This is a genomic window from Mesorhizobium sp. M0340 (assembly GCF_040321535.1).
Lineage (GTDB): Bacteria > Pseudomonadota > Alphaproteobacteria > Rhizobiales > Rhizobiaceae > Mesorhizobium.
In genome coordinates, this window is sequence record NZ_JAMYRR010000004.1 from 1 (window position 1) to 25,521 (window position 25,521).

20 protein-coding genes are annotated in these 25,521 nt (G+C 63.2%); 7 read left to right on the forward strand and 13 right to left on the reverse strand.

Annotation, left to right across the window (positions count from 1 at the left end; all coding sequences use genetic code 11):
* Together NKI79_RS06750 and NKI79_RS06755 are read left to right on the forward strand one after the other, a co-directional pair.
* Positions 1 to 370 (forward strand): ABC transporter permease subunit (locus NKI79_RS06750; RefSeq protein ID WP_352800615.1); only part of this gene is annotated, 370 nt, incomplete at its 5' end.
* Positions 371 to 403: 33 nt separating this feature from the next.
* Positions 404 to 1,405, forward strand: a complete 1,002-nt coding sequence (locus tag NKI79_RS06755) for an Ldh family oxidoreductase (protein WP_352800617.1) — start codon at positions 404 to 406, stop codon at positions 1,403 to 1,405.
* 57 nt (positions 1,406 to 1,462) lie between these two features.
* On the opposite strand, the gene NKI79_RS06760 is transcribed toward NKI79_RS06755, so the two are convergent.
* Positions 1,463 to 1,735 (reverse strand): hypothetical protein, encoded by a 273-nt coding sequence (locus NKI79_RS06760; protein WP_352800619.1) that lies wholly within the window; start codon positions 1,733 to 1,735, stop codon positions 1,463 to 1,465.
* A gap of 242 nt (positions 1,736 to 1,977) precedes the next feature.
* On the opposite strand from NKI79_RS06760, the gene NKI79_RS06765 reads away from it, so the two are divergent.
* Positions 1,978 to 2,952 (forward strand): complex I NDUFA9 subunit family protein, encoded by a 975-nt coding sequence (locus tag NKI79_RS06765; RefSeq protein WP_352700878.1) that lies wholly within the window; start codon positions 1,978 to 1,980, stop codon positions 2,950 to 2,952.
* 21 nt (positions 2,953 to 2,973) lie between these two features.
* On the opposite strand, the gene NKI79_RS06770 is transcribed toward NKI79_RS06765, so the two are convergent.
* Positions 2,974 to 4,347 (reverse strand): cytochrome P450, encoded by a 1,374-nt coding sequence (locus NKI79_RS06770; RefSeq protein WP_352480098.1) that lies wholly within the window; start codon positions 4,345 to 4,347, stop codon positions 2,974 to 2,976.
* A gap of 184 nt (positions 4,348 to 4,531) precedes the next feature.
* Between NKI79_RS06770 and NKI79_RS06775 the strand changes: the two genes are divergently transcribed.
* From NKI79_RS06775 to NKI79_RS06790, 4 genes are all read left to right on the forward strand, one after another.
* Positions 4,532 to 5,101 carry an NADPH-dependent FMN reductase gene (locus NKI79_RS06775; protein WP_352800622.1) on the forward strand — a complete coding sequence of 190 codons (570 nt, stop codon included), beginning with the start codon at positions 4,532 to 4,534 and terminating at the stop codon, positions 5,099 to 5,101.
* Positions 5,102 to 5,159: 58 nt separating this feature from the next.
* Entirely contained in the window at positions 5,160 to 7,826 is a 2,667-nt protein-coding gene (locus NKI79_RS06780) for a caspase family protein (protein ID WP_352800623.1), read from the forward strand.
* Positions 7,827 to 7,972: 146 nt separating this feature from the next.
* Entirely contained in the window at positions 7,973 to 10,444 is a 2,472-nt protein-coding gene (gene gyrB, locus NKI79_RS06785) for a DNA topoisomerase (ATP-hydrolyzing) subunit B (protein WP_352800625.1), read from the forward strand.
* Between the two features lie 246 nt (positions 10,445 to 10,690).
* Positions 10,691 to 11,608 (forward strand): hypothetical protein, encoded by a 918-nt coding sequence (locus NKI79_RS06790; RefSeq protein ID WP_352650055.1) that lies wholly within the window; start codon positions 10,691 to 10,693, stop codon positions 11,606 to 11,608.
* A gap of 94 nt (positions 11,609 to 11,702) precedes the next feature.
* Here the strand turns inward: NKI79_RS06790 and NKI79_RS06795 are convergent, their stop codons facing one another.
* From NKI79_RS06795 to NKI79_RS06845, 11 genes are all read right to left on the reverse strand, one after another.
* Complete coding sequence (locus tag NKI79_RS06795) at positions 11,703 to 13,223, reverse strand: hypothetical protein (protein WP_352800627.1); 1,521 nt, start codon at positions 13,221 to 13,223, stop codon at positions 11,703 to 11,705.
* 92 nt (positions 13,224 to 13,315) lie between these two features.
* Positions 13,316 to 14,713: an NAD(P)(+) transhydrogenase (Re/Si-specific) subunit beta gene (locus tag NKI79_RS06800; protein ID WP_352650058.1), complete on the reverse strand. Its 1,398-nt coding sequence runs from the start codon at positions 14,711 to 14,713 to the stop codon at positions 13,316 to 13,318.
* 6 nt (positions 14,714 to 14,719) lie between these two features.
* Entirely contained in the window at positions 14,720 to 15,142 is a 423-nt protein-coding gene (locus NKI79_RS06805; protein ID WP_502909789.1) for an NAD(P) transhydrogenase subunit alpha part 2, read from the reverse strand.
* Positions 15,142 to 16,416 (reverse strand): Re/Si-specific NAD(P)(+) transhydrogenase subunit alpha, encoded by a 1,275-nt coding sequence (locus tag NKI79_RS06810; protein ID WP_352650059.1) that lies wholly within the window; start codon positions 16,414 to 16,416, stop codon positions 15,142 to 15,144. Before NKI79_RS06810 ends, NKI79_RS06805 begins: the two co-directional genes overlap by 1 nt.
* Before the next feature lie 81 nt (positions 16,417 to 16,497).
* On the reverse strand, positions 16,498 to 16,722 hold the full coding sequence (locus tag NKI79_RS06815; RefSeq protein WP_254816044.1) for an aa3-type cytochrome c oxidase subunit IV: 225 nt from the start codon (positions 16,720 to 16,722) through the stop codon (positions 16,498 to 16,500).
* Between the two features lie 173 nt (positions 16,723 to 16,895).
* Complete coding sequence (locus tag NKI79_RS06820; protein WP_013528205.1) at positions 16,896 to 17,045, reverse strand: DUF3096 domain-containing protein; 150 nt, start codon at positions 17,043 to 17,045, stop codon at positions 16,896 to 16,898.
* Between the two features lie 119 nt (positions 17,046 to 17,164).
* On the reverse strand, positions 17,165 to 17,944 hold the full coding sequence (locus NKI79_RS06825) for an N-acyl amino acid synthase FeeM domain-containing protein (protein ID WP_352650061.1): 780 nt from the start codon (positions 17,942 to 17,944) through the stop codon (positions 17,165 to 17,167).
* Positions 17,945 to 18,094: 150 nt separating this feature from the next.
* Entirely contained in the window at positions 18,095 to 20,407 is a 2,313-nt protein-coding gene (locus NKI79_RS06830; RefSeq protein ID WP_352650062.1) for a putative bifunctional diguanylate cyclase/phosphodiesterase, read from the reverse strand.
* A gap of 152 nt (positions 20,408 to 20,559) precedes the next feature.
* Entirely contained in the window at positions 20,560 to 24,039 is a 3,480-nt protein-coding gene (locus NKI79_RS06835; protein WP_352800631.1) for an indolepyruvate ferredoxin oxidoreductase family protein, read from the reverse strand.
* Between the two features lie 224 nt (positions 24,040 to 24,263).
* Entirely contained in the window at positions 24,264 to 24,794 is a 531-nt protein-coding gene (locus NKI79_RS06840) for a hypothetical protein (protein ID WP_352800633.1), read from the reverse strand.
* A complete protein-coding gene (locus tag NKI79_RS06845) occupies positions 24,787 to 25,395 on the reverse strand; it encodes a CGNR zinc finger domain-containing protein (protein WP_352650068.1) in 609 nt (202 codons plus the stop codon). Before NKI79_RS06845 ends, NKI79_RS06840 begins: the two co-directional genes overlap by 8 nt.
* Positions 25,396 to 25,521: the final 126 nt, after the last annotated feature.

Sequence of the window (25,521 nt, forward strand, 5' to 3'; positions counted from 1 at the left end):
CTCGTATGCCGGCTATGAAGGCGAAGTGATGCGTGGCGCCTTCGCCGGGGTACCGCATGGCCAACTCGAAGCGGCCCGCGCTTTCGGCATGAGCCGTTGGAAAATCTTCAGGCGCATATGGCTCCCGCAGGCGATCAGCCGGGCACTGCCGACGCTGGCGGGTGAAACTGTTCTCCAGCTGAAAGCGACACCGCTGGTGGCAACGATAACTATGGTCGACATCTATGCCGTAGCCTCGCGGGTGCGCCAGGATCTATTCATCACCTACGAACCCTTGCTGCTTCTGGCGTTGGTCTATATGTCCATCACCGGTATCCTGGTGTTCGGTTTCCGCAGGCTCGAGGCGCGGATCCCGAGCAAACTAGGCTAAGACTGTTAAAGTCGCGAATTCAGGGCAGCTGCCATGCAACTCAGTCTCGACCAGGCGACAGGGCTGTGCCGGATGGCCGCACTCGGCGCCGGCGCCAACGAAGAGGCGGCGCAGTCGCTGGCTGCCTCGATCGTCGCGGCCGAGGCTGAAGGACTGTCGACCGTCGGACTGTCGCACTTCATCGATTATCTCGAAGCACTGGAAGCCGGCCGTATTGACGGCAACGCCGATCCGGTGATCACCAGGCCGGCGCTCGCGGTCTATCTTTCCGATGCGCGCGGCGGCTTAGCGCATACCGGTTTCGACCGCACGATCGATGACCTCGCCAAGGCGGCGCGGCTGTTCGGCGTCGCCATTTTTTCGCAGAAGAATGCTTATACTTGCGGCGCGCTCGGCTATTTCACGGGACGGCTGGCCGCGCAGGGATTGGTGTCGTTCGCCGCCACCAACGGCCCGGCCGTGCTTGCCGGCTCAGGCTCGGTCAAGCCGGTCTACTGCACCAACCCGATGTCCTTTGCCGCACCCACCACGGACGGGGCGCCGCTGGTCATCGACCAGTCGTCGAGCGCCACCGCCTTCGTCAACATCCGCAAGGCGGCCGAGGACGGCAAGAAGATCCCCGAAGGCTGGGCACTGGACGCCAGCGGCAATCCAACCACGGACCCGGCAGCCGCGATGAAAGGCGCCATGCTTGCCTTCGGCGGCCAGCGCGGCGCCAACATCGCGCTGATGGTCGAGGTGCTGGCTGCGGGCCTGTCGGGCGCCAACTGGTCGCTCGATGCGCCATGGTTCAGCGGCGGGCCGGACAGTCCGGGGACCGGCCTGTTCGTGCTCGCCGTCGAGCCCAAGCTGCTCGATCCGGATTTCGAGAAACGGATGAAGGACCAACTCGACAGGTTGCGGCGGCGCTATGGCGTGCATGTGCCGGGGCGTGCCCGGGCCGAGGCCGCGGAGAAGGCGGCGGCGCGCGGCATAAGCGCGCCGAAAGCCGTGGTGCAGCGCATTTCCGAATTCGCCGCCCGCTATTCGTCCTGAGGAAATTCGTTTGTCGGATGAGCGGCTGAGGAGGCCGGCCGATCCGGCAGCGCGAGCCTACTTCCCGCAATGATGATCGTTGATGACGTTCACCGCGTTCGCGTCCGGTCCTACCCTGTTGTAGGAGCAGGGTTCGGCGGCCGTCGTGAACAGGTGGTTGTCATAGTAGCGCGGGCCACCGAACAGAATGTCGATGATGTCGCCGTTGGCGGGAACGTAGCGTTCGGGTTGCGCTTGGTGGTGATGCCGGTTTGCCGCGAATGCCGGGGCACCAATGCTGCAGCCTGTTGCGAAAGCCAGAGCGAAGATCGCAACGCGTTTTGTCGTCATCGGCAATATCCTCCATTCGGAATCAAACCATACATCTAAAATCGCCTACCGAACAAAGGTTCCTGTTCCTAATGGAGTTGCCGTAAAGCCGGGCCTCGGCGGCGTTTCTGCCATTTCGAACGGATCCGGAAAATCATGCTTCAACAGTGCCGGGCGACCTATGGTCGCCCTTTGCCTTTGGTGCGAAACCGACTATGAAACGGCTTCCATCAAGCCATCTGGATAGCCCGCCGGAGCCAGCCATGACCGAAATCCTTCAGACCCCAAAGCTCGTCGTCGTTTTCGGCGGCTCCGGCTTTGTCGGTCGTCATGTCGTGCGGGCGCTGGCCAAGCGCGGCTACCGCATCCGGGTTGCCTGCCGCCGGCCCGATCTCGCCGGTCATTTGCAACCGCTTGGCAATGTCGGGCAGATCCAGCCGGTGCAGGCCAATGTCCGGGTGCGCTGGTCGGTCGACCGCGCCGTGCAAGGCGCCGACCATGTCGTCAATCTGGTGGCGATCGCACATGAGGCCGGCCGGCAGAAATTTACTGCCGTCCACGAGTTCGGCGCGCGCGCTATTGCCGAAGCGGCGCGCGCCGTCGGCGCCGGCCTCACCCACATCTCGGCTCTGGGAGCGGACCTCCACGCGCAATCGGACTACGCGCGTACCAAGGCGCTCGGCGAAAAGGCCGTTCTTGAGACGGTCCAAGACGCCGTGATCTTGCGGCCATCGATCAATTTCGGGCCGGAGGACGGTTTCTTCAACCGCTTTGCCAACATGGCCCGCTTTTCCCCAGTGCTGCCGCTGATCGGCGGCGGGCAGACGAAATTCCAGCCGGTCTATGTCGGCGACGTCGCCGAGGCGGTGGCGCACTCGGTCGACGGCAAGGTCCAGGGCGGCCGGATCTATGAACTCGGCGGGCCGCAGGTGCTTACCTTCAGGGAGTGCATGCAAGAGCTGCTTGTCATCATCGAACGCAAGCGTTTTTTGCTGCCCGTGCCATGGTGGCTGGCGAACCTCCAGGCATCAATTCTCGGGCTGCTGCCCAATCCATTGTTGACCAAGGACCAGGTCCTGCTGTTGCGCCAGCACAATGTCGTGTCGGATGACGCCGTCAAGGACAACAGGACGCTTGCCGGCCTCGGTATCCAGCCGCGTTCGATCGGAACCATCCTGCCAAGCTATCTCTGGCGCTACCGCGCCGCCGGCCAGTTCCAGCGCAAGTCCGCCGTGTAACACGAACGGACGTCCGGTTGCCTACGGCGCGCGCCTGGTGACCTGCATCGGCAGCCCGCCTTGCGGCTGCGTCGTCAGCTTCTGCACCGGCCAGGGTCGGGTTTGCGCGGTGGTATCGAAACGATAGCGCGAAAGCATGATCGCCAACGCGATGATTGCCTCCTGCATGGCGAAGCTGGCGCCGATGCAGACGCGAGGCCCGGCGCCGAACGGCAAATACTGGAAACGGTCGATCTTTTCGCGATTCCCCGGATGGAAGCGTTCCGGCATGAAAGCGTCCGGCCGGTCCCACAATTTCCGATGGCGGTGGACGACCCACGGCATCACCAGCACCGCGGCACGCCGCGGTATGTAGAGGCCGTTCCAGGTTTCGGGCTCGATCGGTTCGCGGTTGATCGACGGCGCCGGCGGATAGAGCCTGAGCGCCTCGTCGAAGGCGGCGCGTGTCAGCGGCATGGCGTCGAGCCATTTCGTCGGGTCGGGCTCACGCGCCAGCACCGCATCGATCTCGTGCTCGATCTTTTCGCGCTCCCACGGCGCTTCGGCAAGGCAGTAGAGCGTCCAGCCGAGGGCCCTGGCCGTAGTCTCGTGGCCAGCGCCGATGAAGGTGATGATGTTGTCCTCGACCTCGGACCGGGTTAGCCCGCCCGGTCCCTCCGCCCGCAACAGCAGCGTGAGAAAATCCTGCGGCACCGTGTCCGGAGCACGCCTCAACCGCGCCTCGCGCATCTGCACCGTGTCGGTGACGATCTTGCGGAAGTAGGCCATGGTCTTGCGGCCGCGGATGCGGGTCAGGCGCGGCAGCCAGTCGGGCGCACGCAAAAGGTCGAGCGGATCGACCCGACCCATGGTCTCGAACAGGCGGTCGATCTCCTTGGCAAAGCTGCCCGGCTCGCCTGAAATCTCACCGGAAAACAGCGTCTCGGCCAGGATGTCAAAGGTAAGCAGCGTCATGTCGTGAGCGATGTCGAACGTACCGCCGCCCTCGTAGCGCATGACGAACTCCCGCGTGCGCCTCAGCATCGGCTCGGCAAAACCGAAGATATGGCGCGGCGTGAACACCGGCGCCATCGCCTTGCGTGAACGCCTCCACACCTCGCCCTCGGCGGTCAGCAAGCCGTCGCGCAGGATCGGCCGCAGGATCAGCTGGCGAACCGTCGCCATCTTGTAGTTCTTGGCGTTATCGACCAGCACGTGGCGAATGAGACCGGGATCGTTGGCGATGACCAGCGGCCCACCGATACCGGTCACCGAAATCCAGGGCTCGTTATAGGTCGGCTCGCCCCACAGCTCGAGCGGATTGCGGTAGACGATGCGGATCATCTCCAGCGTCGAGGGCGGCGCTGTGCGCGGCTTCGGCGCCGGCGGGACGAAGGGGACGGGCTGACTGTCCATGGCTTACTCCGCTGACACCTCAATGTAGTGGCGGGCAAGGCAGGCGTCCATGTGACTGGACGACAAGGCGAAGCATCCGCTCTCTGGAATGTGACCAGGGCACCGGAAAGTGCCTGCTTGCTGTGTCCGGCTGCGTGTCTTAGGTGGCAGCACCACAGATGTCAGAAACCGGCGGGAGCCTGCCTTGAAGCACCAGTTGAACGTCATCATCGGCAGCACGCGGCCGGGCCGCGCCGGACCGGTTTTCGCAAAGTGGCTGGAGAGCTTTGCGCGCGAACACGGGAAATTCGAGCCGGTGCTCACCGATATCGCCGCCTTCAACCTGCCGGTGTTGGACGAGCCGCATCATCCGAGACTCGGCAAATACGAAAACAGCCACACGAAAGCCTGGTCGAAAGCAATCGACGCCGCCGACGCATTCGTCTTCGTAGCGCCGGAATACAATTATTTCGCCGCTCCGGCGATCGTCAACGCGGTCGACTACCTGCTCAGGGAATGGCGATACAAGCCGGCCGCCATCCTCAGCTATGGCGGTGTCTCCGGCGGCTTGCGAGCGGCGCAGGCGGTCAAACCGTTGCTGACCGCGGTCGGCGTCATGCCGATCCCGGAGGGCGTAGCGCTGCCGATGTACCAGAAGCTGCTCGACGAGACCGGCGCCTTCCTGCCCAGCGAGCAGGTGCTCGGCGGGGCCAGGACCATGCTGGACGAGTTGTTCCGCTGGAGCGAAGCGCTGAAGCCGATGCGGGTCGGCTGACAACGCGAACGGCCGAGCTTGCCGATGCCATAACTTGCTCATGCCATAAAGAGATGGAATGCTCCGGCAAACGACCGGGCCGGGGCGGTTCGATTTGCGTCTTCTGTTTGCCTTGCTGCTGATCCTCTCGACGGCCTCCGCTGCCATGGCGGAGCGGCGCGTTGCGCTGGTCATCGCCGAGAACGACTACCGGCTGATCCGGCCGCTCGCCAATCCCGTCAACGACGGCGAGGTGATGGAAACGGTGCTGAGGAAACTCGGCTTCGAGGTCTTCCTCGAAACCAACCGCGACCTGCGGCGCATGCGCCGGGCGCTCGACGATTTCCGCGAGGATGCCAAAGGCGCCGACGTGGTAGTAGTGTTCTTTTCCGGCCATGGCGTCGAGATCGCCGGCGAGAATCGGCTCCTGCCGGTCGATGCAGACGCGTCGTCGCTCGATGCGCTGGAAAAGACCAGCCTGCCGCTGGAGGAGATCCGCACGACCGTCGCCGCCACCAGCAAGGTCGGACTGATCGTGCTTGATGCCTGCCGCAGCGATCCGTTTGCGGCTACGGGCGGCGAAGGCCGCGGCGCAACGGCGCTGGCAAAAGAGGTCGGCGTCAAGGTCCGGCCGGGTCTTGGCCGCGTCGGGCGGGCAGAAAACATTCTGTTTGCCTTCTCGGCGGCACCCGGCGAGACGGCCGCGGATGGGACCGGCCAGAATTCGCCGTTCACCGCAGCATTGACGAAATATCTCGGCACCGATGGACTCGAGATCCGCTCCGTGCTGACGCTCGTGCAGCAGGAGGTCTACGACCTCTCGCGCGGCAAGCAATTGCCCTATGTCGAGAGCGGCCTGCCGCAGCTGTTCTTTGCCACGACAGCCAAGGAGAAACTGCCCGAGCGCGAACGCTTGTTGCTCGCCATGGCCGAGGTGACGCCTCAGATGCGCGGCGAGGTGGAGAAGATCGCCAGCGACGCCGACATGCCGCTGGCACCGCTCTATGGCGCGTTGATCAGTTCCGATTCCGGCCACCTTTCCGCTGACAGTCTGAACGCCAGGCTGCGTGAGGCAGCCGACGCCTTCGTCAAGGTGCGACGCGAAATGCAGACGCTTGGATCCGACGATCTGCGGGTGGCAGCGTTGCGCCGGCAGGCCGAAGAGCAGCTTTCGCTGGGAGCGTTCGATGCGGCGCGCAAAAAGCTCGCCGAGGCAGCCGAGATCGATAATGTCTCGCGCAACGCTTTGAAGGCCAATTTCGTCAGCCGCACGCTCTCCGAGGCCGCAACGCGCTATCTGTCCGGCGGGGCGGCGCGCGCCGACCTCGACTACGCCACAGCCATCAGGGACTATGAGTCGGTGCTCGCGCTTTATGGCGAAGCCGGACAGGTGGTGCTGTCGCTCGACGATGCCGACCGCTTGATCCGCACGCTGGACGAACTCGGCAAGCTCTATACCACGGTCGGCAATATCGATGCGGCCGGCCGCGCCTTCGAAGCGCTGCAAGCCGATCTCGAACGGCGGTTGCATCATGAAACCGATCTCAACGTGAAGCGCGACTTCGCCGTCAGCCACGTCAAGCTCGGCAATGTGCGGATGGCGCAAGGCAATCTGCCGACAGCGCTGCAGAATTATGAGACCGCCAAGACCATTCTGCAGGGCCTGACCGAGGCAGAACCGGACAATCTGGAGTGGTTCGGCGACCTCGCTATGGCCGACGACAAGATCGGCAACGTACTGGCGACGCAAGGCGATCTGGCCGGCGCCGCAGAGGTCTACCAGGAAAGCCTGTCGATCAAGAAACAGCTCGCCGCCGGAGAGCCCGACCGTGCCGAACTGCAGCGCGACCTGACCATCACCTACGATGAGATCGGTCACCTTGCCCATGTCGCAGGCCAACTGGACAACGCACAGGCGGCCTATGAAGAGAGCCTGAAGGTGCGGCTGGCGCTGGCGGCGGACAAACCGGGAGACGCCGACCGGCAGCGTGACGTCTCGGTCAGCCACGATACGATAGGCGACCTGCTGCGCGAACGCGGCGACGCCGCCGGGGCGCTGGCGGCTTACAGGGAAGGCCTCGCGATCGTCAAGCAACTGGCGAAACGCGATCCGGACGACACCGAGCTGAAACGCGACCTGTCGGTCGGCAACGCCAAGATCGGCAATGCGCTGAGCGACCAGCAGAATTGGCCGGCGGCACTTTCGGCTTATCGTGAGGCACTTTCGCAGGCCAGCGCGCTCGCCGTCGGCGACCCGAACAACACCGAATGGCAGCGCGACCTATCCGTCTGCCTCGAGAAGGTCGCCGGCGTCCTGGCGATACAGCGCGACCACAAAGGCGCGCTGAAAGCCTATCTGGACAGCTACGCGATTGCGCAGCGGCTGGCCAGGCTCGATCCCGCCAATTCCGACTGGCAGCGTGACTTGTCGATAACGCTGTCCGAAGTCGCCACCCTGCGCCTAAAGCAGCGCGACGTCAGCGGAGCCCGGCAAGCCTATCAGGACAGCCTGGCCATTCGCGAGAAACTTGCCCGGTCCGATCCGGACAACGCCACCTGGCAGCGCGACCTGGTGGTCGCCTATATCGACTACGCGCAAGTCGCTAAGGATCCGAAAGCCGTGCTTTCCAAGGCGCTCGACATGACGCTCGAGCTCGACCGAAGCGGACGGTTGGCGCCGCGATACAAATTCATGATCAAGTTCCTGCGTGAGCGGCTGGCCAGGATCGAAGCCAAGCGCCAGTAGCCGGCCGACGCGACCGTCATTCCGTCCGGAAATGCCTGCAAACCTTGGAAAAACCGCCTTTTGCGCCTATATCTACGACATTAGAAATGCGCGATTCGAAGCCGATTTTTCGCGCTCTGCACACGGCATCAATCAGACAGGTTTTCATGAGCGAACAGACCGACATCGCCAACGGCGTTGAAGCCGAATACGGCGCCGATTCCATCAAGGTTTTGAAGGGCTTGGATGCCGTTCGCAAGCGGCCGGGCATGTATATTGGCGATACCGACGACGGCTCGGGCCTGCACCACATGGTCTATGAAGTCGTCGACAACGCCATCGACGAAGCCCTGGCCGGCCATGCCGACCTGGTGACGGTGACGCTCAATCCGGACGGATCGGTGACGGTCATCGACAATGGCCGCGGCATTCCGACCGATATCCACACCGGCGAAGGCATTTCGGCGGCCGAAGTGATCATGACGCAGCTGCATGCAGGCGGCAAATTCGACCAGAACTCCTACAAGGTGTCGGGCGGCCTGCACGGTGTCGGCGTGTCGGTCGTCAACGCACTGTCGGCCTGGCTGAAACTGAAGATCCGCCGCAACGGCCAGATCTACGAGATGAGCTTCACGCATGGCAATGCCGACGCGCCGCTGCGCGTCACCGGCAGTTATGAACAAGACAAGGTCCCCGGCACCTATGAAGGCCGCAGCGGCAGCGAAATCACGTTTTTGCCGTCGTCCGAAACCTTCACCATGGTCGAATTCGACTACGGTACGCTGGAGCATCGGCTGCGCGAACTCGCCTTCCTGAACTCCGGTGTGCGCATCGTTTTGACCGATGCCCGCCATGCCGACATCGTGCGCCATGAATTGCACTACGATGGCGGCCTCGAAGAGTTCGTCCGATATCTCGACCGGACGAAAAAGCCGTTGCTCGACAAGCCGATATCGATCCGCGCCGAGCGCGACGGCATCACGGTCGAAGTCGCCATGTGGTGGAACGACAGCTACCACGAGAACGTGCTGGCCTTCACCAATAACATCCCGCAACGCGACGGCGGCACGCATCTGGCAGGCTTTCGCGGTGCGCTGACACGCCAGATAACCGGCTATGGCGACTCTTCGGGCCTGACCAAGAAGGAAAAGGTGGCGCTGATCGGCGACGATTGCCGTGAAGGGCTGACGGCGGTGCTGTCAGTCAAGGTTCCCGACCCGAAATTCTCCTCGCAGACCAAGGACAAGCTGGTGTCGTCCGAGGTCCGTCCGGTGGTCGAAGGGCTGGTCAACGAAGCGCTCGGCACCTGGCTGGAGGAGCACCCGACCGAGGGCAAGGCGGTCATCGAGAAGGTCATCCAGGCCGCTGCCGCGCGTGAAGCCGCGCGCAAGGCACGCGACATCACCCGCAAGAGTTCGCTCGGCGTCACCTCGTTGCCCGGCAAGCTGGCCGATTGCCAGGAGCGCGATCCGGAAAAATCCGAGATCTTCATCGTCGAGGGCGACAGCGCCGGCGGGTCGGCCAAGGGCGGCCGTTCGCGCCAGAACCAGGCCATTCTTCCGCTGCGCGGCAAGATCCTCAATGTCGAGCGCGCGCGCTTCGACCGCATGCTCGGCTCCGACATGATCGGCACGCTGATCACTGCGCTCGGCACCTCGATCGGCAAGGACGAGTTCAATGCCGACAAGCTGCGCTACCACAAGATCATCCTGATGACCGACGCCGATGTCGACGGCGCCCACATCCGCACCTTGCTGCTGACCTTCTTCTTCCGCCAGATGCCGGAACTGATCGAACGTGGTCATCTCTACATCGCGCAGCCGCCGCTCTACAAGGTGACGCGCGGGAAGAGCTCGCAATACATCAAGGACGAAGCCGCCTTCGAGGAATTCCTGATCGGCTCCGGGCTGGAAGAAGCGTCGCTTGCGCTCAGCACGGGCGAGGTGCGGGCTGGGCAGGACCTGCGCAGTGCCATCGACGACGCCCTAGCTGTCCGCCAGCTCATCAACGGATTGCACACGCGCTATAACAGAGGCGTGGTCGAGCAGGCAGCGATTGCCGGCGCGCTCAACCCGGAGATCTTCACCGACCTCCGCCGCGCCAATGAGACGGCCGAGCGTGTTGCCCGCCGTCTCGACATTATCGCCGAGGATACCGAGCGCGGCTGGATCGGCCGCATGTCGACCTCGAACGAGGGCATTGGCGGCTATGTCTTCGAGCGAACGGTGCGCAGCGTCAAGGAGTTCGCACATCTCGACCTGGCGCTGATCAATTCCGCCGACGCACGCCAGCTCGACCGCTATGCGCCGCGTCTGGCGGAGATCTATGGCGAGCCGCCGGTGCTGCGCCGCAAGGATGTCTCGGAAACCATTTCGGGGCCGCTGGCACTGCTCAGTGCCGTGTTTGCCACCGGCCGCAAGGGCCTGACCATGCAGCGCTACAAGGGCCTTGGCGAAATGAACGCCGAGCAGCTCTGGGAAACGACGCTTGACCCGAATGTGCGCTCGCTCTTGCAGGTCAAGGTCAATGACGCAACGGATGCGGACAGCTTGTTTTCGCGGCTGATGGGCGACGAGGTCGAGCCCAGGCGCGAATTCATCCAGGAAAACGCGCTGTCGGTCGCCAATCTGGACATCTGAGCCACGATCTCAGATACCCAGCCAGAAGGCAATGAAGTGCATTGGTGCGCCTTGGCGCACCGATGCCGATTGTTGCAAGCAACAGAGATCACCAGGACCGCCGGAACGGAAAGGCTTTCAAGGCATTGTAGTTGATCACAATCGCCGCAGGAGGCATCCATGGGACGTGGCATTTTGCTCTGGCTTCTCGGAGTCCCGATTCCGATCATTATTCTGATCATGCTGTTTGCAAGATAGGGGGCTTCGATGCCGTCCACCCTAACGACTGCCGACGTTTCCGCACCGACGGAATCCGCTACCCCCGCTGTCAGCTGGGGGCCAATCGTCGCCGGCGCCTTTGCTGCGTCGACGCTTACCTTCATCTTGATGCTGCTCGGCTCCGGGCTTGGGCTGAGCATGGTGTCGCCATGGTCCGGCTCGGGTGCGTCAGTCACCACTTTCGCAGTTTCCACTGCCGTCTGGCTGATCGTCGTGCAGTGGCTGTCGTCGGCCCTGGGCGGCTACCTCGCCGGACGCCTGCGCACCAAATGGGTCGGCATCCACACCGATGAAGTCTTCTTCCGCGATACCGCTCACGGTTTCCTGGCTTGGGCGCTGGCGACGCTGCTGGTCGCCGGCGTGCTCGGCACGGCGCTTTCGGCCGCGATAGGTAGCGGTGTACAGGCTGCTTCGACTGTGGCATCGGGCGCGGCAATGGGCGCTTCGGCAGGTGCTGCTGCAAACGCTGGTGGCGCCTCGACTAACGACGCGACATCGTATTTCGTCGATACGCTGTTCCGCCCGGCCGATCCGGCAAGGCTCGCTGCCGCCAATCCGGAGAGCGACGCCGCGGCAACGGCGCAGGCATCGCGCATTCTGATCGCGAGTGCCGCAGCAGGCGAAATATCGGCCGACGACAAGACCTATCTGTCGCGGCTCGTGGCCGCCCGCACAGGCCTGTCCGAAGCGGATGCCACCGCTCGCGTCGATGCAGTAATCGCCAGAGCGCAGGAGGCCAAGGTCAAGGCCCAGCAGGCGGCCGACACCGCCAGAAAGGCAGGCGCCACCTTCTCGCTGATTGGCGCGCTGTCGCTGGTCATCGGGGCCTTCATTGCCAGCGCGGCCGCAGCACTTGGCGGCAGGCAGCGCGACGACGAGGAAGCGATTTTCCTGACCAATCGTTGATCGGTGACTAGGCGAACTCGGTCCGCTTCGGGAAGATTACGCCCGAAGGGGACCTTGCTTTGAAGTGCCGCCGCGGCATTGTCGTGCTCACCGCCTACAGCTCAGCTTCCAGTTTGCGGCCGAGATCGACCGCATCGCGCAGCACGGCAAGGTGCGAGCGCGGCCGTGCGCCGACCGGCGCATTGACTTCGACGCCGCTCGCCGTCAGCGACCAATAGAGCCTGTGCGTGAAGACGCGGCCAAGCGAGCCGCGCAGCTCGATCTGGATGTTTTCCACGCCGGGACCGAAGTTTTCCGTCATCCGCCCTGAGATCGGGTCGCCGGTCAGCCAGCCATTGCCCCTGTCAAAAATATTGGTCCAGCGCGTTGCGGCAAACACCGCGCCATGATGCACCGCCCGCTGCGGCTTGCCGGAATGGCTGCGCCCTTCCTGGTAGAGCATGGTCCCGCCCGCCGCCCTGTCGGCGATCGGCGGGCATGCCGAAAACAGGCGCTCGGCGATGCCGCGCCTGAATTCGGCGAGGTTGTAGGTCACCAGGAACTCGCTGTGGGTTAGCGGACTGCCGAGCGTGACGAAATCGCTGATCTTCCACGGCAGCGGATGATCGGCGTCGCCGACGCGAAGCTGCCGGTAGAGCTCCCATTGGCTGCGCCGGAATGCGGGGAGGTCATCGAGGCTGTCGGGCCAGGCGGAGGCATCGGCGGCCAGCGTCGCTTTGTCGACGGCGTGGATCGCCTTCAGCCGCGCTTTGTCGCGAATGGCTTCCAGCTTTCTAGGCCTGAAATCAGCCCACAAGATCTGCAACAGATCATAGGCGATGATCGACCCGAGGCTGTGCGAGACCAGCACGATGCGATCATAGGCATCGTCCATCATGAGACGCTTCAGCAGCTTGAGGCCACGCTCGCGGACCAGCGCCCGTTTCTCGACCGTTGCCGCTTCGACCCGCACATAGGCGGCGACGTCGCCGAAATAAGGCAAGCCAAACTGGTCCACCGACCAGATGACGAACGACGCCAGAACCGTGACAAGCACACCGGTCGTCCAGGAGATGTAGCCTTGCCAGGTCGACGTTGCGAGCGCCAGCGCCGCGCCGAGGACGACGATGGTGGCCAAAAGCGTGACGACGTAGAGTTTGCGCACATCGCGCGGAATATCGACGGGCTTGCGCCAGAGCAGGGTCGTCACCCAGGCAGCAAGGCGGCTTCGGGTCGTGCCCTGGGTGATGTCGGCCCAGTAAAGCTCGTAGAAATCGGTGCGGCGGCCATCGACATCATAGGGCGTGGTGATCCGGCGGAGTTCGTGCGAATTGGTCCGGCTGTCGGGCGTGATCCAGCTCTGGTTGATCTTCGCACCCATCGGGTCGGCCGGATCGGCGACATGGGCATAGAACGGTGCACGGGCCGGATCGTGGCTCCATACGGCCTGGACAAACTCCCTCAACGTGTCCATGGGCCGCTGCTCGCCCATGCCGTGCACGACCACTACCGCCTGGCTGCGCTTGCGTGGCGCCTTCTCTGCTGCGGTCAGATCGGCGGCCGGCGATGCAGCAGAACCAGGGTCGGGCACCAGCACCTCCACGATGACGCCGTTTGCAAGACGACGGGTCGGCATCGTAGCTTCAGAACCGGTAACAGCCAAGAAAAAGCCCGGCGCGGAGCCGAGCTGTATTCGACGATCGGCAGTGAATTGGCAACGAGGCCTTTTCAGTGATCCATGGCCTTGACGATCTCCTCGGTCATCTTCTTGGCGTCGCCGAGCAGCATCATGGTGCCGTCCTTGTAGAACAGCGTGTTGTCGATGCCGGCATAGCCGGAGCCAAGCGAGCGCTTGACGAACAGGCAAGTGCGCGCCTTGTCGACGTCGAGGATCGGCATGCCGTAGATCGGTGAGGACTTGTCGTCACGAGCCGAGGGATTGGTGACGTCGTTGGCGCCGATGACATAGGCGACGTCGGCCTGCGCGAACTCAGAGTTGATGTCCTCCAACTCGAACACTTCGTCATAAGGCACGTTGGCTTCGGCCAAGAGCACGTTCATGTGGCCGGGCATGCGGCCGGCGACGGGGTGGATGGCGTATTTGACGTCGACGCCGTTGGCCTTGAGCTTGTCGGCCATCTCGCGCAGCGCGTGCTGAGCCTGGGCGACGGCCATGCCGTAGCCCGGCACGATGATGACCTTTTGCGCATTCATCATCAGATAGGCGGCATCCTCGGCCGAGCCCTGCTTGACCGTGCGCTCGATGCCGTCGTTGGCAATGGCTGATGTCTCGCCGCCGAAGCCACCGAGGATGACCGAGATGAAGCTCCGGTTCATGCCTTTGCACATGATGTAGGACAGGATGGCGCCCGATGAACCGACCAGAGCGCCGGTGATGATCAGCGCCAGATTGCCGAGCGTGAAACCGAGTGCGGCGGCGGCCCAGCCGGAATAGGAATTCAGCATCGACACCACCACCGGCATATCGGCGCCGCCGATCGGGATGATGAGAAGGACGCCCAGCACCAGCGAGCCGGCAACGATCAGCCAGAACACCAGCTTGGATTCGGTGGTGACGAGCAGCACGATCAGCACGATCAGCGCAATGCCCAGGGCCGCGTTGATGAAGTGGCGGCCACCGATCATGATCGGCTTGCCCGACATGCGGCCGTCGAGCTTCAAGAAAGCGATGACCGAGCCGGTGAAAGTGATGGCGCCGATGGCAACGCCGAGGCTCATCTCGATCAGCGCCTGGGCATGAATATCGGCGACGGTGCCGATGCCGAAGCTTTCCGGTGCATAGATGGCGGCGGCCGCCACCATGACCGCAGCAAGACCGACCAGCGAGTGAAAGGCGGCGACCAGCTGCGGCATCGAGGTCATGGCGATGCGCCGTGCCGTGACCGCACCGACCGAGCCGCCGATCAGCAGCCCGAGCACGATCAGCGCGAAGCGGCCGGCGGAAGGGGTGGCCAGAGCCAGCGTCGTGGCGATGGCAATGCCCATGCCGACCATGCCGTACATGTTGCCCTGGCGGCTGGTGGTCGGATGCGACAGGCCGCGCAATGCCAGGATGAACAGGATGCCGGAGACCAGATAGAGGAAGGAAGCGAAGTTGGCGTTCATAGCGGCCTACTTTTCCTTCTTCTTGTACATAGCCAGCATGCGCTGGGTGACGAGGAAGCCGCCGAAGATGTTGACCGATACCAGCATCAGAGCAACGAAGCCGAAGCCGGTGGCGATGCCCGAGGCCGAGATGCCTACGGCCAGCAACGCGCCGACTACGATGACGGAGGAAATGGCGTTGGTGACGGCCATCAATGGCGTGTGCAGCGCCGGCGTCACCGACCAGACGACGTAGTAGCCGACGAAGATCGCCAGCACGAAGATGGCGAAGCGGAAGACGAAGGGATCGATGGCACCGCCGGACAGCGCGTGAGCGGCGTCACCCGCCGCTTCGGTGCCGGGCGCGGCGGCCAGGTTCTGAATCGCGAGCCGCACGGCAGCTGTCGCCTGGTCGAGCTGGTCGAGGGCTTTCTGCAGAGTCTGATCCATCACGCGATCCCTCCGGTGGTCTTGGGCTTCCTCGAAGCGGCTGGTCTCTTCGCAGCCGGCTTCGCCGAAGCCTCGGCAACCATCGTCCTCGCAGGAATGGCCGGTGGTTCGACATGTTGGCCCTTTGGTGGCTCCTGTTCAGCCCTGACGAACGCGGGATGCACGACCTTGCCGGCATCGGTCAGCATGGTTGCCTTGACCAGCTCGTCGTCGCGGTTGATGGCAAGCGTCTTCGTCGCCTTATCGACCAGCGTCTCAAGGAAGGCATAGAGGTTCCTGGCATAGAGAAGCGAGGCCGAGGCGGCGACGCGACCGGGAACGTTGAGATGGCCGACGATCTTTACCCCGTTGGCGGTGGTCACCACCTTCCCGGGCACGGCGCCCTCGACATTGCCGCCGCGCTCGACCGCGAGGTCGACGATCACGGAGCCGGGTTTCATCGAGGCGACCATCGCCGCCGAAACCAGCTTCGGCGCTGGCCGGCCGGGGATGAGCGCCGTGGTGATGACGATGTCCTGCTTGGCGATGTGCTCGGCGGTCAGCGCCGCCTGCTTGGCCTGGTACTCCTTCGACATTTCCTTGGCGTAGCCGCCAGCCGTCTCAGCCGCCTTGAACTCCTCGTCCTCGACGGCCAGGAATTTTGCGCCGAGCGAGGCGACCTGCTCCTTGGCGGCCGGGCGCACGTCGGTGGCGGTGACCACGGCGCCGAGGCGGCGCGCGGTGGCGATGGCCTGCAGACCGGCGACGCCGACGCCCATGACGAACGCCTTCGCAGCCGGCACCGTGCCAGCCGCCGTCATCATCATCGGCAGCGCCCGGTCATATTCGGCAGCCGCATCGATCACCGCCTGGTAGCCGGCGAGGTTGGCCTGGCTGGATAGGACGTCCATCGATTGCGCCCGGGTGATGCGCGGCATGAACTCCATGGAGAAGGCAGTAACACCGGCCCTGGCGAGGGCTGCGACGGCAGCATCGTTGCCGTAGGGATCCATGATCGCGATGACAGCGGCGCCGGACTTGTAGCCCTTCAGCTCGACGTCCATGGGGCGGCGCACCTTTAGCACCACGTCGGCCTTGGCAGCATCGCCGGCTTTGCCGATCGCGGCGCCCGCCTTGGCAAACTCCTCGTCGGGAATGCGCGACGCTGTGCCGGCGCCGGTTTCCACGATTACGTCGAAACCCAGCGCTGCCAGCCGCTTCACCGTATCGGGCGAGGCCGCGACGCGAGGCTCGTTTGCATCGAGCTCACGAGGGATGAAAACCGTCTGTCCCACCGCACGATCCTTTCGGCCGGAACCCTGTTACCGCAAGACACCGACCGTCCGCGGCGGCGCCTTCGACAAAGGTTGGAGGAGTTATCGGAGAATAAAAGCGCCGATGGCCAGGATCAGCACGAACAGGATAGTCGCCGAGAAGAAGCCGCCCACAAAGAAGCCGAACGCCATGGCAAGAAGCACGGCGGCGCAAAATAGCGACCCATATTTGGCCAGCATCACAAAGCCGGCATAGGTGCGGTCGTGCTCGGCATAGTCCATCTTCGCGCCCAGTTCGACAGGACCGGTCGGCGTGTGTTCAGCCATTGGAATACCCCTTCGAAGACATCTTTCAGGCACATAGCGAAAAGCCGCGTTAAGGGCAATGGCGCTATTGCCGCATCGCCGCAGCCAACAATCTCAAGCAAAACTTGAAATCGCTGCGCGGAGCGCGGCGATACCAATCACAATGAATGGCAGGTCCGCTATTGCCGATGTCGTTAGCCGGCGAGATGCGGGAACAGACCGAGCAGGCCGACAACGATCAGATAAAGGGCGACGATATAATTGAGCAGCCGCGGCATCACCAGGATCAGCACGCCTGCAATCAGCGAGATAAGCGGGGTAAGGGCGAGCGTGGAAATGGTCATATCGGTTCCTTTGATCGGATCGCTATCGAAGCGGTGCGTGATGGATGTCGGCCATGCCGACCTACCACCAGCACCTTTGCCCAGAACGCCAAAGCGATCGGAAGGCTCCATGGGCTCGTTCAGGCGGCTTCGCGAAAATACTTGGCGGTGGGCAGGATGGTCAGCGGCGCGAGTTCGCCGGCGCCGGGCTTATCGAACAACATGCGTTGCTCCATCGGCGTCGAACGGAAGAACGGAAAGCGCGATAGCGACCGCTCGCGGATGGCGCCGACGTCGGCGCGGTAGAGCACGACCTTGTTATAGACGCCAGGGTAGGCACGAGGCTCACTGATCTTCTCGGCATAGTAGATCCGCTTGTAGAAGCCGGCGTGATCTTCGCGAATGGTCGAAAGACAATAGGGCGCGTTGAAGTGAAAACATGCCATGCCGGCTAGCCGCAGCGTGAGATAAGGTATCTGCGGATAGACGCGCGACCATTCCGGGTCGGAGGCGAACCGACTGGGGCAGATGAAGCTCATGCCCTCCCCCAGCATCGGCATTACGATGTCACCAAAAGCCTTGGTGGAAGGCGACCTTGGCGTCGACAGCGTGACGTGATGAATACGCAGCGTGCTGACGAGTTCCTGGTCGATGTAGACACCGAACCGGAAGACGTTAGGCACCTCGTCGAGTTCGTCGTGAATGGTGTGGTTCTCGTTGTCGGGAACCATATCGTTGGAACGGTACGACTTGTAGCGTAGGCGATAGATGTCTTCGAGATCCTCGCCCTTGTCGCAACGGCGGTATTCCGTCCGCTCCAGCATCGCCGAAATATTCCTGGCGAAGCTGGACATGGTCTCGGACGCATCTTTCCCACCAGCGCCCGCCGCATGGCCGAGCGAACTCAACTGGGCACACATGAACTCTATTCCCCGCGATTACCGCCACCAGCCGACACTACGGACGGGTCAGGAGATGTAAAGCTGAAAATAAGCAGGAGGTCGTTTACCGTTCGTTAAGGTTAATAATTAATAGAATTATACTAAAATATGCAGTTTTTCAGCGTGAAGTCAGCGTCGCGTCGCCTTTCTTGCCGTCTTAATATCCTTGGCGAAAGGCCAAACCGTGCTCGACATGGTCTCGATGCCGGACGCGCTGAGCGCAGATCCGAACAGAAAGCCCTGGACCAGGTCCGGCTTGACCTGCAATGCCAGGATCTTGAGCTGTTCGAAGGTCTCGACACCTTCGACGGTGACTGAAAGTCCCAGCGGTCGCGACAGGTTGACGATGCCCTTGAGCAATTCGAGCGACCGGCTGTTCTGGGTGACGTCGATCAGGAACGAGCGATCGATCTTGATTTTGTCGAGTGGTAGTTTGTGGAGATAGCTGAGGCTCGAATAGCCGGTACCGAAATCGTCGAGCGCAATGCGCACGCCGAGCCGCTTCAACTCCTCGATATATTGGCGTGTCAGCGACTTGTCGTCGAGCAGCGCCGTCTCGGTGACCTCGATCTCGAGGCGGCCGGCCGGCAGACCGGAACCGGCAAGCGCCTCGCGAACCTTCTGGATGACGTCGCGGTTGCGAAAATCCTTGGCCGAGAGATTGACCGAGACGCTGGTCTGGGCCGGCCATTTGGCGCATTCCGTGCAGGCCGCATGCAGGACGAAGGTGCTGATGTCGGAAATAATCCCCATTTCCTCCGCCAGCGGAATAAAGATACCGGGGGAAATCGGCCCGAGATCGGGATGATCCCAGCGGCACAGCGCTTCGCAACTGGCGATACGCATCGTGCTCATCGCCACGATCGGCTGATAGACCACCCGCAATTCGTTGTTTTCCACGGCGCTGCGCAGGTCCGCCTTCATCAGCTGACGGCTGCGGAAGGCAGCATCCATCGAAGCCTCGAACAGCCGCCAACCGTTCTTGCCAAGCTCCTTGGCCTTGTAGAGTGCAAGGTCGGCCTTGACGATCATGGCGTCGACGTCGGTATCCTTGACCCGCGACAGCACCGCGCCGCCGCTGGCCTGGATGCGTAATCCGTGGCCGGCGACATCGACCTCGCCCTGCAGGTCGACGAAGATCTCGTCGATCTGGCCGGTGAGGTGGCTCTCATCCTCGATGCGCTCGAAGAAGATCATGAACTCGTCGCCGCCAAAGCGGCTGACGGTGATGCCTGGCCCGGCGACCGCGGCCAGCCGCTCAGCAACGGCGTAGATCAAACCGTCGCCGACCGGATGGCCGAGCGTATCATTGACGCTCTTGAAATCGTCGAGGTCAAGCACGGCAAGCCCGCAGAGACGGTCTGGATCGCCCGAGGCCATGGCTTCCACCACCAACTCATGGAAATAGGCGCGGTTGGGCAGACCGGTGAGACTGTCGTAACGCGCCATGAAGCGGATCTTGTCTTCCGCCTCGACGCGGGCGGTCACATCCTCGAAAGTGACGACGCCCAGTTCCTGGCTGCCCTCGCGCGCCGAAAATTCATAGTGCTGGCCGTTGGCGAGCGAGACCAGGACCTTTCGGTCGCGGCCCTCGCGCAACGCACGCGTCAGCTGGGCTTCGATGTAGCGGCAATCCTTCGGCGCCAGCATGCCGCCGGCAACCCCACGCATCAGCAGACCGTGGATAGAGCGGCCGAGCAGCGCATCGGCCGATTTGAGCGACATCAGGTTCGCGGCTTCGGCATTTGCCACCGCCACCCGGCCGTCGGGACCGAGCATGACAAGGCCATGCGACATGGTGTTGAGCGCACGGTTGAAACGTTGCGCAATGCGATTCGCCTTTTTTTCTTCCGAGACAGCGGCGAAAAGTACATCGCGGACAGTGTTGGCGAATTTGCGGATCGCAAACAGGAACGGCGCGGACAGGAGTCCGAGAAGGATGTGGTAAATGTCGCCACGCAGAAGGAACCCCAACGAGATTGGCCACGTCAAGGCAAGCGTCAGGATGGTGACCATGCGCGGGGAGCCATAGTTGCGCCCGGCAATCGAGGTGGCCGTGGCCAGCGTCAGGCAGACGGAGGCGATCTCAGCGAAATTGTCGCGCGCAAAATAGATGCCAAGCAGGCAGAACGCGCCAAGCGTGAGCCCGTGCAAGGACCCGTAGAGGATATAGTCGTTCTCGCGCTTGTGCGCCTCTTCCCAGGTCGTCGGCGGGGGCAAACTGTTGTATTTCCGGAAGTTTCTCATCCGGAAGATGCCTACAAGAACCATCATGATAGCGACAAGCAGATAAAGCGGGTCGCCGCTTTTCCACCAGACAAGGCCAATCAGGAAGCTCTGCGCGACAATGCCGATCGAAAGCGTCACGCCGTCGCGAAACAGCGTTTCCACGAACGGAATGTAAACGTCGACCGGAATCTCGTTTTTTCGTCTCAGATTCACGCCTGGATCCCAACCCTGGGGAACCCAGCAGTGTCACATTGGCCTTAAGAAAGGTTTAGAGCGGCGTTTCGAGCCCTGCCGGCATCCATTGGTGACGCCGCGGAAGCAGGGAAACTACAGTTCAGGTAAACAAGGGGTGTCAGAGCGCGGAATCATTCGGCGGCTTGAAGTTGCGGCCGCAGCGGCGCCCTCGAGAGGCGGTCGAGCAGGCGCTGGCGTTCGCCGGCGGCTTTTTCGGCACTGGCCTGCTTGACGTGGCCAAAGCCGCGGATGAGCGCCGGTACCGAAACAAGCGCGGCAGCGGCCTCGATCTTGCCCGGCGCCAGCGCGCCGGCGACAAGCTCCAGGTCGGCTTCATAGAGGGCAAGAAGCTGCCGCTCCATACGCCTCTCGGCGCTGTAGCCGAACAGGTCGAAAGCGGTGCCGCGCAGCCCCCTCATCGCCGCCAGCAGGCGGAACCCGTTCATCATCCACGGGCCAAAGCTCGATTTCTTCGGCTTCCCGTCACTGCCGCGCCTGCCCATGATCGGCGGTGCGAGATGGAATTCAAGCTTGCCATAGCTCTGGAACTGCTTTGCGAGCTCTGCGGCAAAGGAGCCGTCCGTATAAAGCCGCGCCACCTCGTATTCGTCCTTGATCGCCATCAGCTTGAACAGGTTCTTCGCGGCAGCTTCGGTCACCACGGTCGAGCCGGGCACAGCATCGGTTTCGGCCTTGCGCAGCGCCGCCAGTCTGTCGGCATAGCGCCTGCCATAGGCGGCGTTCTGATAGGCGGTCAGGAAGGCGACGCGGCGGGCAATGATCTCGTCCAGCGTCTCGGCAATGGCGGCAGGCTGCGTGGCCTTGCCCGGCTGGGCGAGAGGGCCGCGCACGAAATCCGGCTGGTGGGCAGCGCGGCGGCCCCAGCGAAATGCCGCGACATTCATCGCCACCGCCTCGCCGTTGAGTTCGATCGCCTTCTCGACCGCCTCCGCCGACAGCGGCAGGCCGCCATGCTGGAAGGCGAAGCCGAGCATGAACATGTTCGCGCCAAGCGAGCTGCCGAACAGCGCGGTGGCGGTGCGGGTGGCGTCGAAGAAATGCGTCTTGTCGTCGCCTGCGGCCGTTCTTATCGCTTTCTTCAGCCGCTCGACGGGCAGCGAGAAATCGGCCGAACGGGCGAACTCGCCCGGCATGATCTCGGCGGTGTTGGCGAGGAAGATGGTATGGCCTTCGCGCACCGCGGCCAGCACCTTCTTGGCACCCGAAACGACGAGATCGCAGCCAAGCACGAGGTCGGCTTTGCCGGCCGATACCCGAATGGCGTGGATGTCGTCCGGCGTGCGGGCGATGCGGACATGGGTGAACACGGAGCCGCCCTTCTGGGCGAGGCCGGCCATGTCGATCATGCCGCAGCCCTTGCCTTCCAGATGTGCGGCCATGCCTAGCACCGCGCCTATGGTGACGACGCCAGTGCCGCCGACACCGTCGATGATCGCCGCCCAGCCTTGTTCACCGAGCGCAAATTGCGCCGGCGCCGGCACACCCGCGAGCGGGTCGGCCGCGCCGGCTATGCCTTCGGCTTTCCTGATTTTGGCGCCGTGGACGGTGACGAAGGACGGGCAGAAACCGTTGACGCAAGAGAAGTCCTTGTTGCAGCTCGACTGGTCGATCTTGCGCTTGCGGCCGAATTCCGTCTCGACCGGCTGGATCGAGACGCAATTCGACTGCACGCCGCAATCGCCGCAGCCTTCGCAGACCAGCTCGTTGATGAAGATACGCTTGTCGGGATCGGGGAAGGTGCCGCGCTTGCGCCGACGACGCTTCTCGGCAGCGCAAGTCTGGTCGTAGAGCAGCACCGAGACGCCTTTGACCGAGCGCAACTCGCGCTGGATGAGATCGAGGTCGTCGCGGTGATGGATAGTGGCGCCGGCGGGAAATTCCACCTTGCCGGTATATTTGTCCGGCTCGTCGGTAACGATGGCGATGCGCTGGACGCCCTCGGCGCGCACCTGCCTGGCGATCATGTCCACCGTCAGGCCGCCTTCGTGCGGCTGCCCGCCGGTCATCGCGACGGCGTCATTGTAGAGGATCTTGTAGGTGATGTTGGCGTCGGTCGACAGCGCGAAGCGGATCGCCAGCACGCCCGAGTGGTTGTAGGTACCATCGCCCAGATTCTGGAAGATGTGCTCGCGCTTCGAGAACGGCGCCTGGCCGACCCACTGCGCGCCCTCGCCGCCCATGGCAGTGAAGCCTACCGTATTGCGGTCCATCCATAACGCCATGAAATGACAGCCGATTCCGGCGGCGGCGAGCGAGCCGTCCGGCACCTTGGTCGAGGAATTGTGTGGGCAGCCGGAGCAGAAGAACGGCGTGCGCGAGGCGATGTCTGACGTGTCGGCCAGCATCGCCTGGAACTGTCGCAACTTCGCCACCCGCGCGGCGATTTCCTCCGACGGGCCGATCGTTCGCAAAATCCTCTCGCCGAGCGCGATGGCAATGTCGTTGGGGTCGAGCGCGCCCTTGGCCGGGAACAGCCAGTCGCCACGCTCGTCCTTCTTGCCGATGATGACCGGCTGCGTCGCGGTGCCGTAAAGGTTCTCGCGCAGTTGCACCTCGATGAGCGAGCGTTTCTCCTCGACGACGACGATGGTATCGAGGCCGCGAGCAAAGTCGGCGATGTGCTGCAGGTCGAGCGGCCACGGGCAGCCGACCTTGAACAGCCTGATGCCGATACGATTGGCGGCCGCTTCGTCGATGCCGATATCCTCCAGCGCCTGGCGAACGTCGAGATAACTCTTGCCGATGGTGACGATGCCAAGCCTGGCGCTGCTGCCGCCCGAATAGACGATCCGGTTCAGCCCATTGGCGTGGATGAAGGCGGAAGCTGCGGCGCGCTTGTATTCATGCAACCGCTCCTCCTGGCCGAGCATGTCGATCTCGTTACGGATGTTGAGGCCGCCGGGCGGCATGTCGAAGTCCGGGACGACGATATCTAGCCGGTCGAGCGCAGCATCGACCGAGGCCGTCGATTCGATGTTGTCCTTGACGCATTTGATCGCCGCCCAGGTGCCGGCAAAACGCGACATGGCAAAGCCGTAGAGGCCGTAGTCGATGATCTCCTGGACGCCGGCAGGATTGAGGATCGGCACCATGGTGTCGACGAACAGGAACTCGGTGGCGTGCGCGTTGGTCGAGGATTCGGCCATGTGGTCGTCACCCATCAGGGCTAACACGCCGCCATGTTTCGACGACCCGGCGAGATTGGCGTGGCGGAACACGTCGCCGGAGCGGTCGACACCCGGACCCTTGCCGTACCAGACCGAAAAAACGCCGTCATGGGTACCCTCGCCCAGCAATTCCGCCTGCTGCGAGCCCCAGCACGCGGTGGCGGCGAGCTCCTCGTTGAGACCGGGCTGGAAGACGATGTCCGACTGCGCGAGCTGGTTTCTGGCCTTCCACAGCTGCATGTCGAGGCCGCCGAGCGGCGAGCCACGATAGCCGGAGACGAAACCGGCGGTGTTCAGGCCAGCCCGGCGGTCGCGCTCGCGCTGCATCAGAAGCATGCGGATGACTGCCTGGGCGCCCGACAGGAAGATGCGCTCCTTTGCCAGGTCGAACTTGTCGTCGAGCGCGACGTTGTGCAGCGTCATCAGGCGTTTCCTGTGCGGAGACCGTGCCAGGAGGTGCACGGCCAACGTCGGAGTCGAGTGCCTACAGTCTTTCTTCCCTTGCCGGGGAGGTCAAACAAAATCGAAGGTGCCAGGCGGTCCGCAACAAACGATCGGTGCGCGGCGGTGTGGCGCCACGAAACGCCTGCCGGGGAGGATGGCCGAGCACGAAAACTCCGGCGGCGGTCGGTGCCGCTGGTGATGCATCATGCAGCCTTTGGGCAACTGGGCTTCGGTTCACCGGGCAGCTTGCCGTCGACATGGCCGGCCAAGTCCTTGTTGAGCTCGTAGACTGGCCCGACCACCAGGGGCCGGTCGGGCAGGACCGACTGGTCGAGCGAGGACGTCAGAGTGGTCTCGAAACTCTGCAGCAACTGGCCGCTGGAATCCTCGATTCGGATCGACACCGCATAGGGCTTGTCCTTGACAACGCAGGTGAGCGGCGGGCTGGTGAGCGTCACATGCGGCAGCTTCGGCCATATTTTCTGGGTGACGATGATCGGATCACCACCGGCCGGGTTCTGGAAGGAGACCACGGCGACCTGCCCCTCACCCACCGGCCGCAGCGGATTGAGGGTGATGACATAGGTGGCGATACCCAGCCGGTAGTTGAACTCGAACAGCTTCCCGGAAATGGCGAACAGCTGGTCCTTGCCGGAATCACGGCAGGCGCCGAGCGCGACCGCCGCGAACAACGCCGCGACGACAATCATCGCGCGCGAATATTTCTTAGACATTGGTGACCTCCCTGGCCGCGGTCCGGCGTCGATAGTATCGGTTTGCCTTCTGGCGGTTGCCGCACACCGCCATGTCGCACCAGAGGCGGCTGGAATTGCGGCTTTTGTCGACAAACAGCCAGCTGCAGTTCGGACATATCCTCAGCCTGGCGATGGTGTCGCTGCGCAGCAGCGACAGCGCCGAGACCGCAAGCGCCACCTCGAAGGCGATCGGCGTTGCCGGATCGCCGAACGGTTTTCCGGGCGTGCCGATTTCGGTGTGGCCATGGGCGAGGCCATCGGCGCAGGCTTCCAGGAATTCAGGCATGTCGGCGGTGTCGATCGCACCTTTCGATACCGCGCCGCGAAACAGCCGATCGGTCGTCTCGCGAATCGACAGCACCACCGGTGCGATCTTTTCAGGCGCCGGCGCTATGAGCCGCCTGCCGCCGAGCTCGGCGGCGCGAAAGCCACTCGCGGCTTCGGCAAAGCGGGCGATCTCGGCCCGATCGTCGAAACGGTCGAAAGTTTCCTCCGGATCGTTCCGCAAAACGACGGTGTTCGCCGTGTCGAGCGCCAGCATGCCACCGGTGAAGCGGTGCGGAGTCCAGGATACTGTCATATCGTGAATCTAACCGATAAATCGCGTTTGACAAGTTAGATTCCGGGTGCAACCCTCGTCAGTGGCGCGATCGCCGTATCCAGAATGTCGTTCGTCCCAAGCCCCGCCCCGATGTGGGGCATGCAT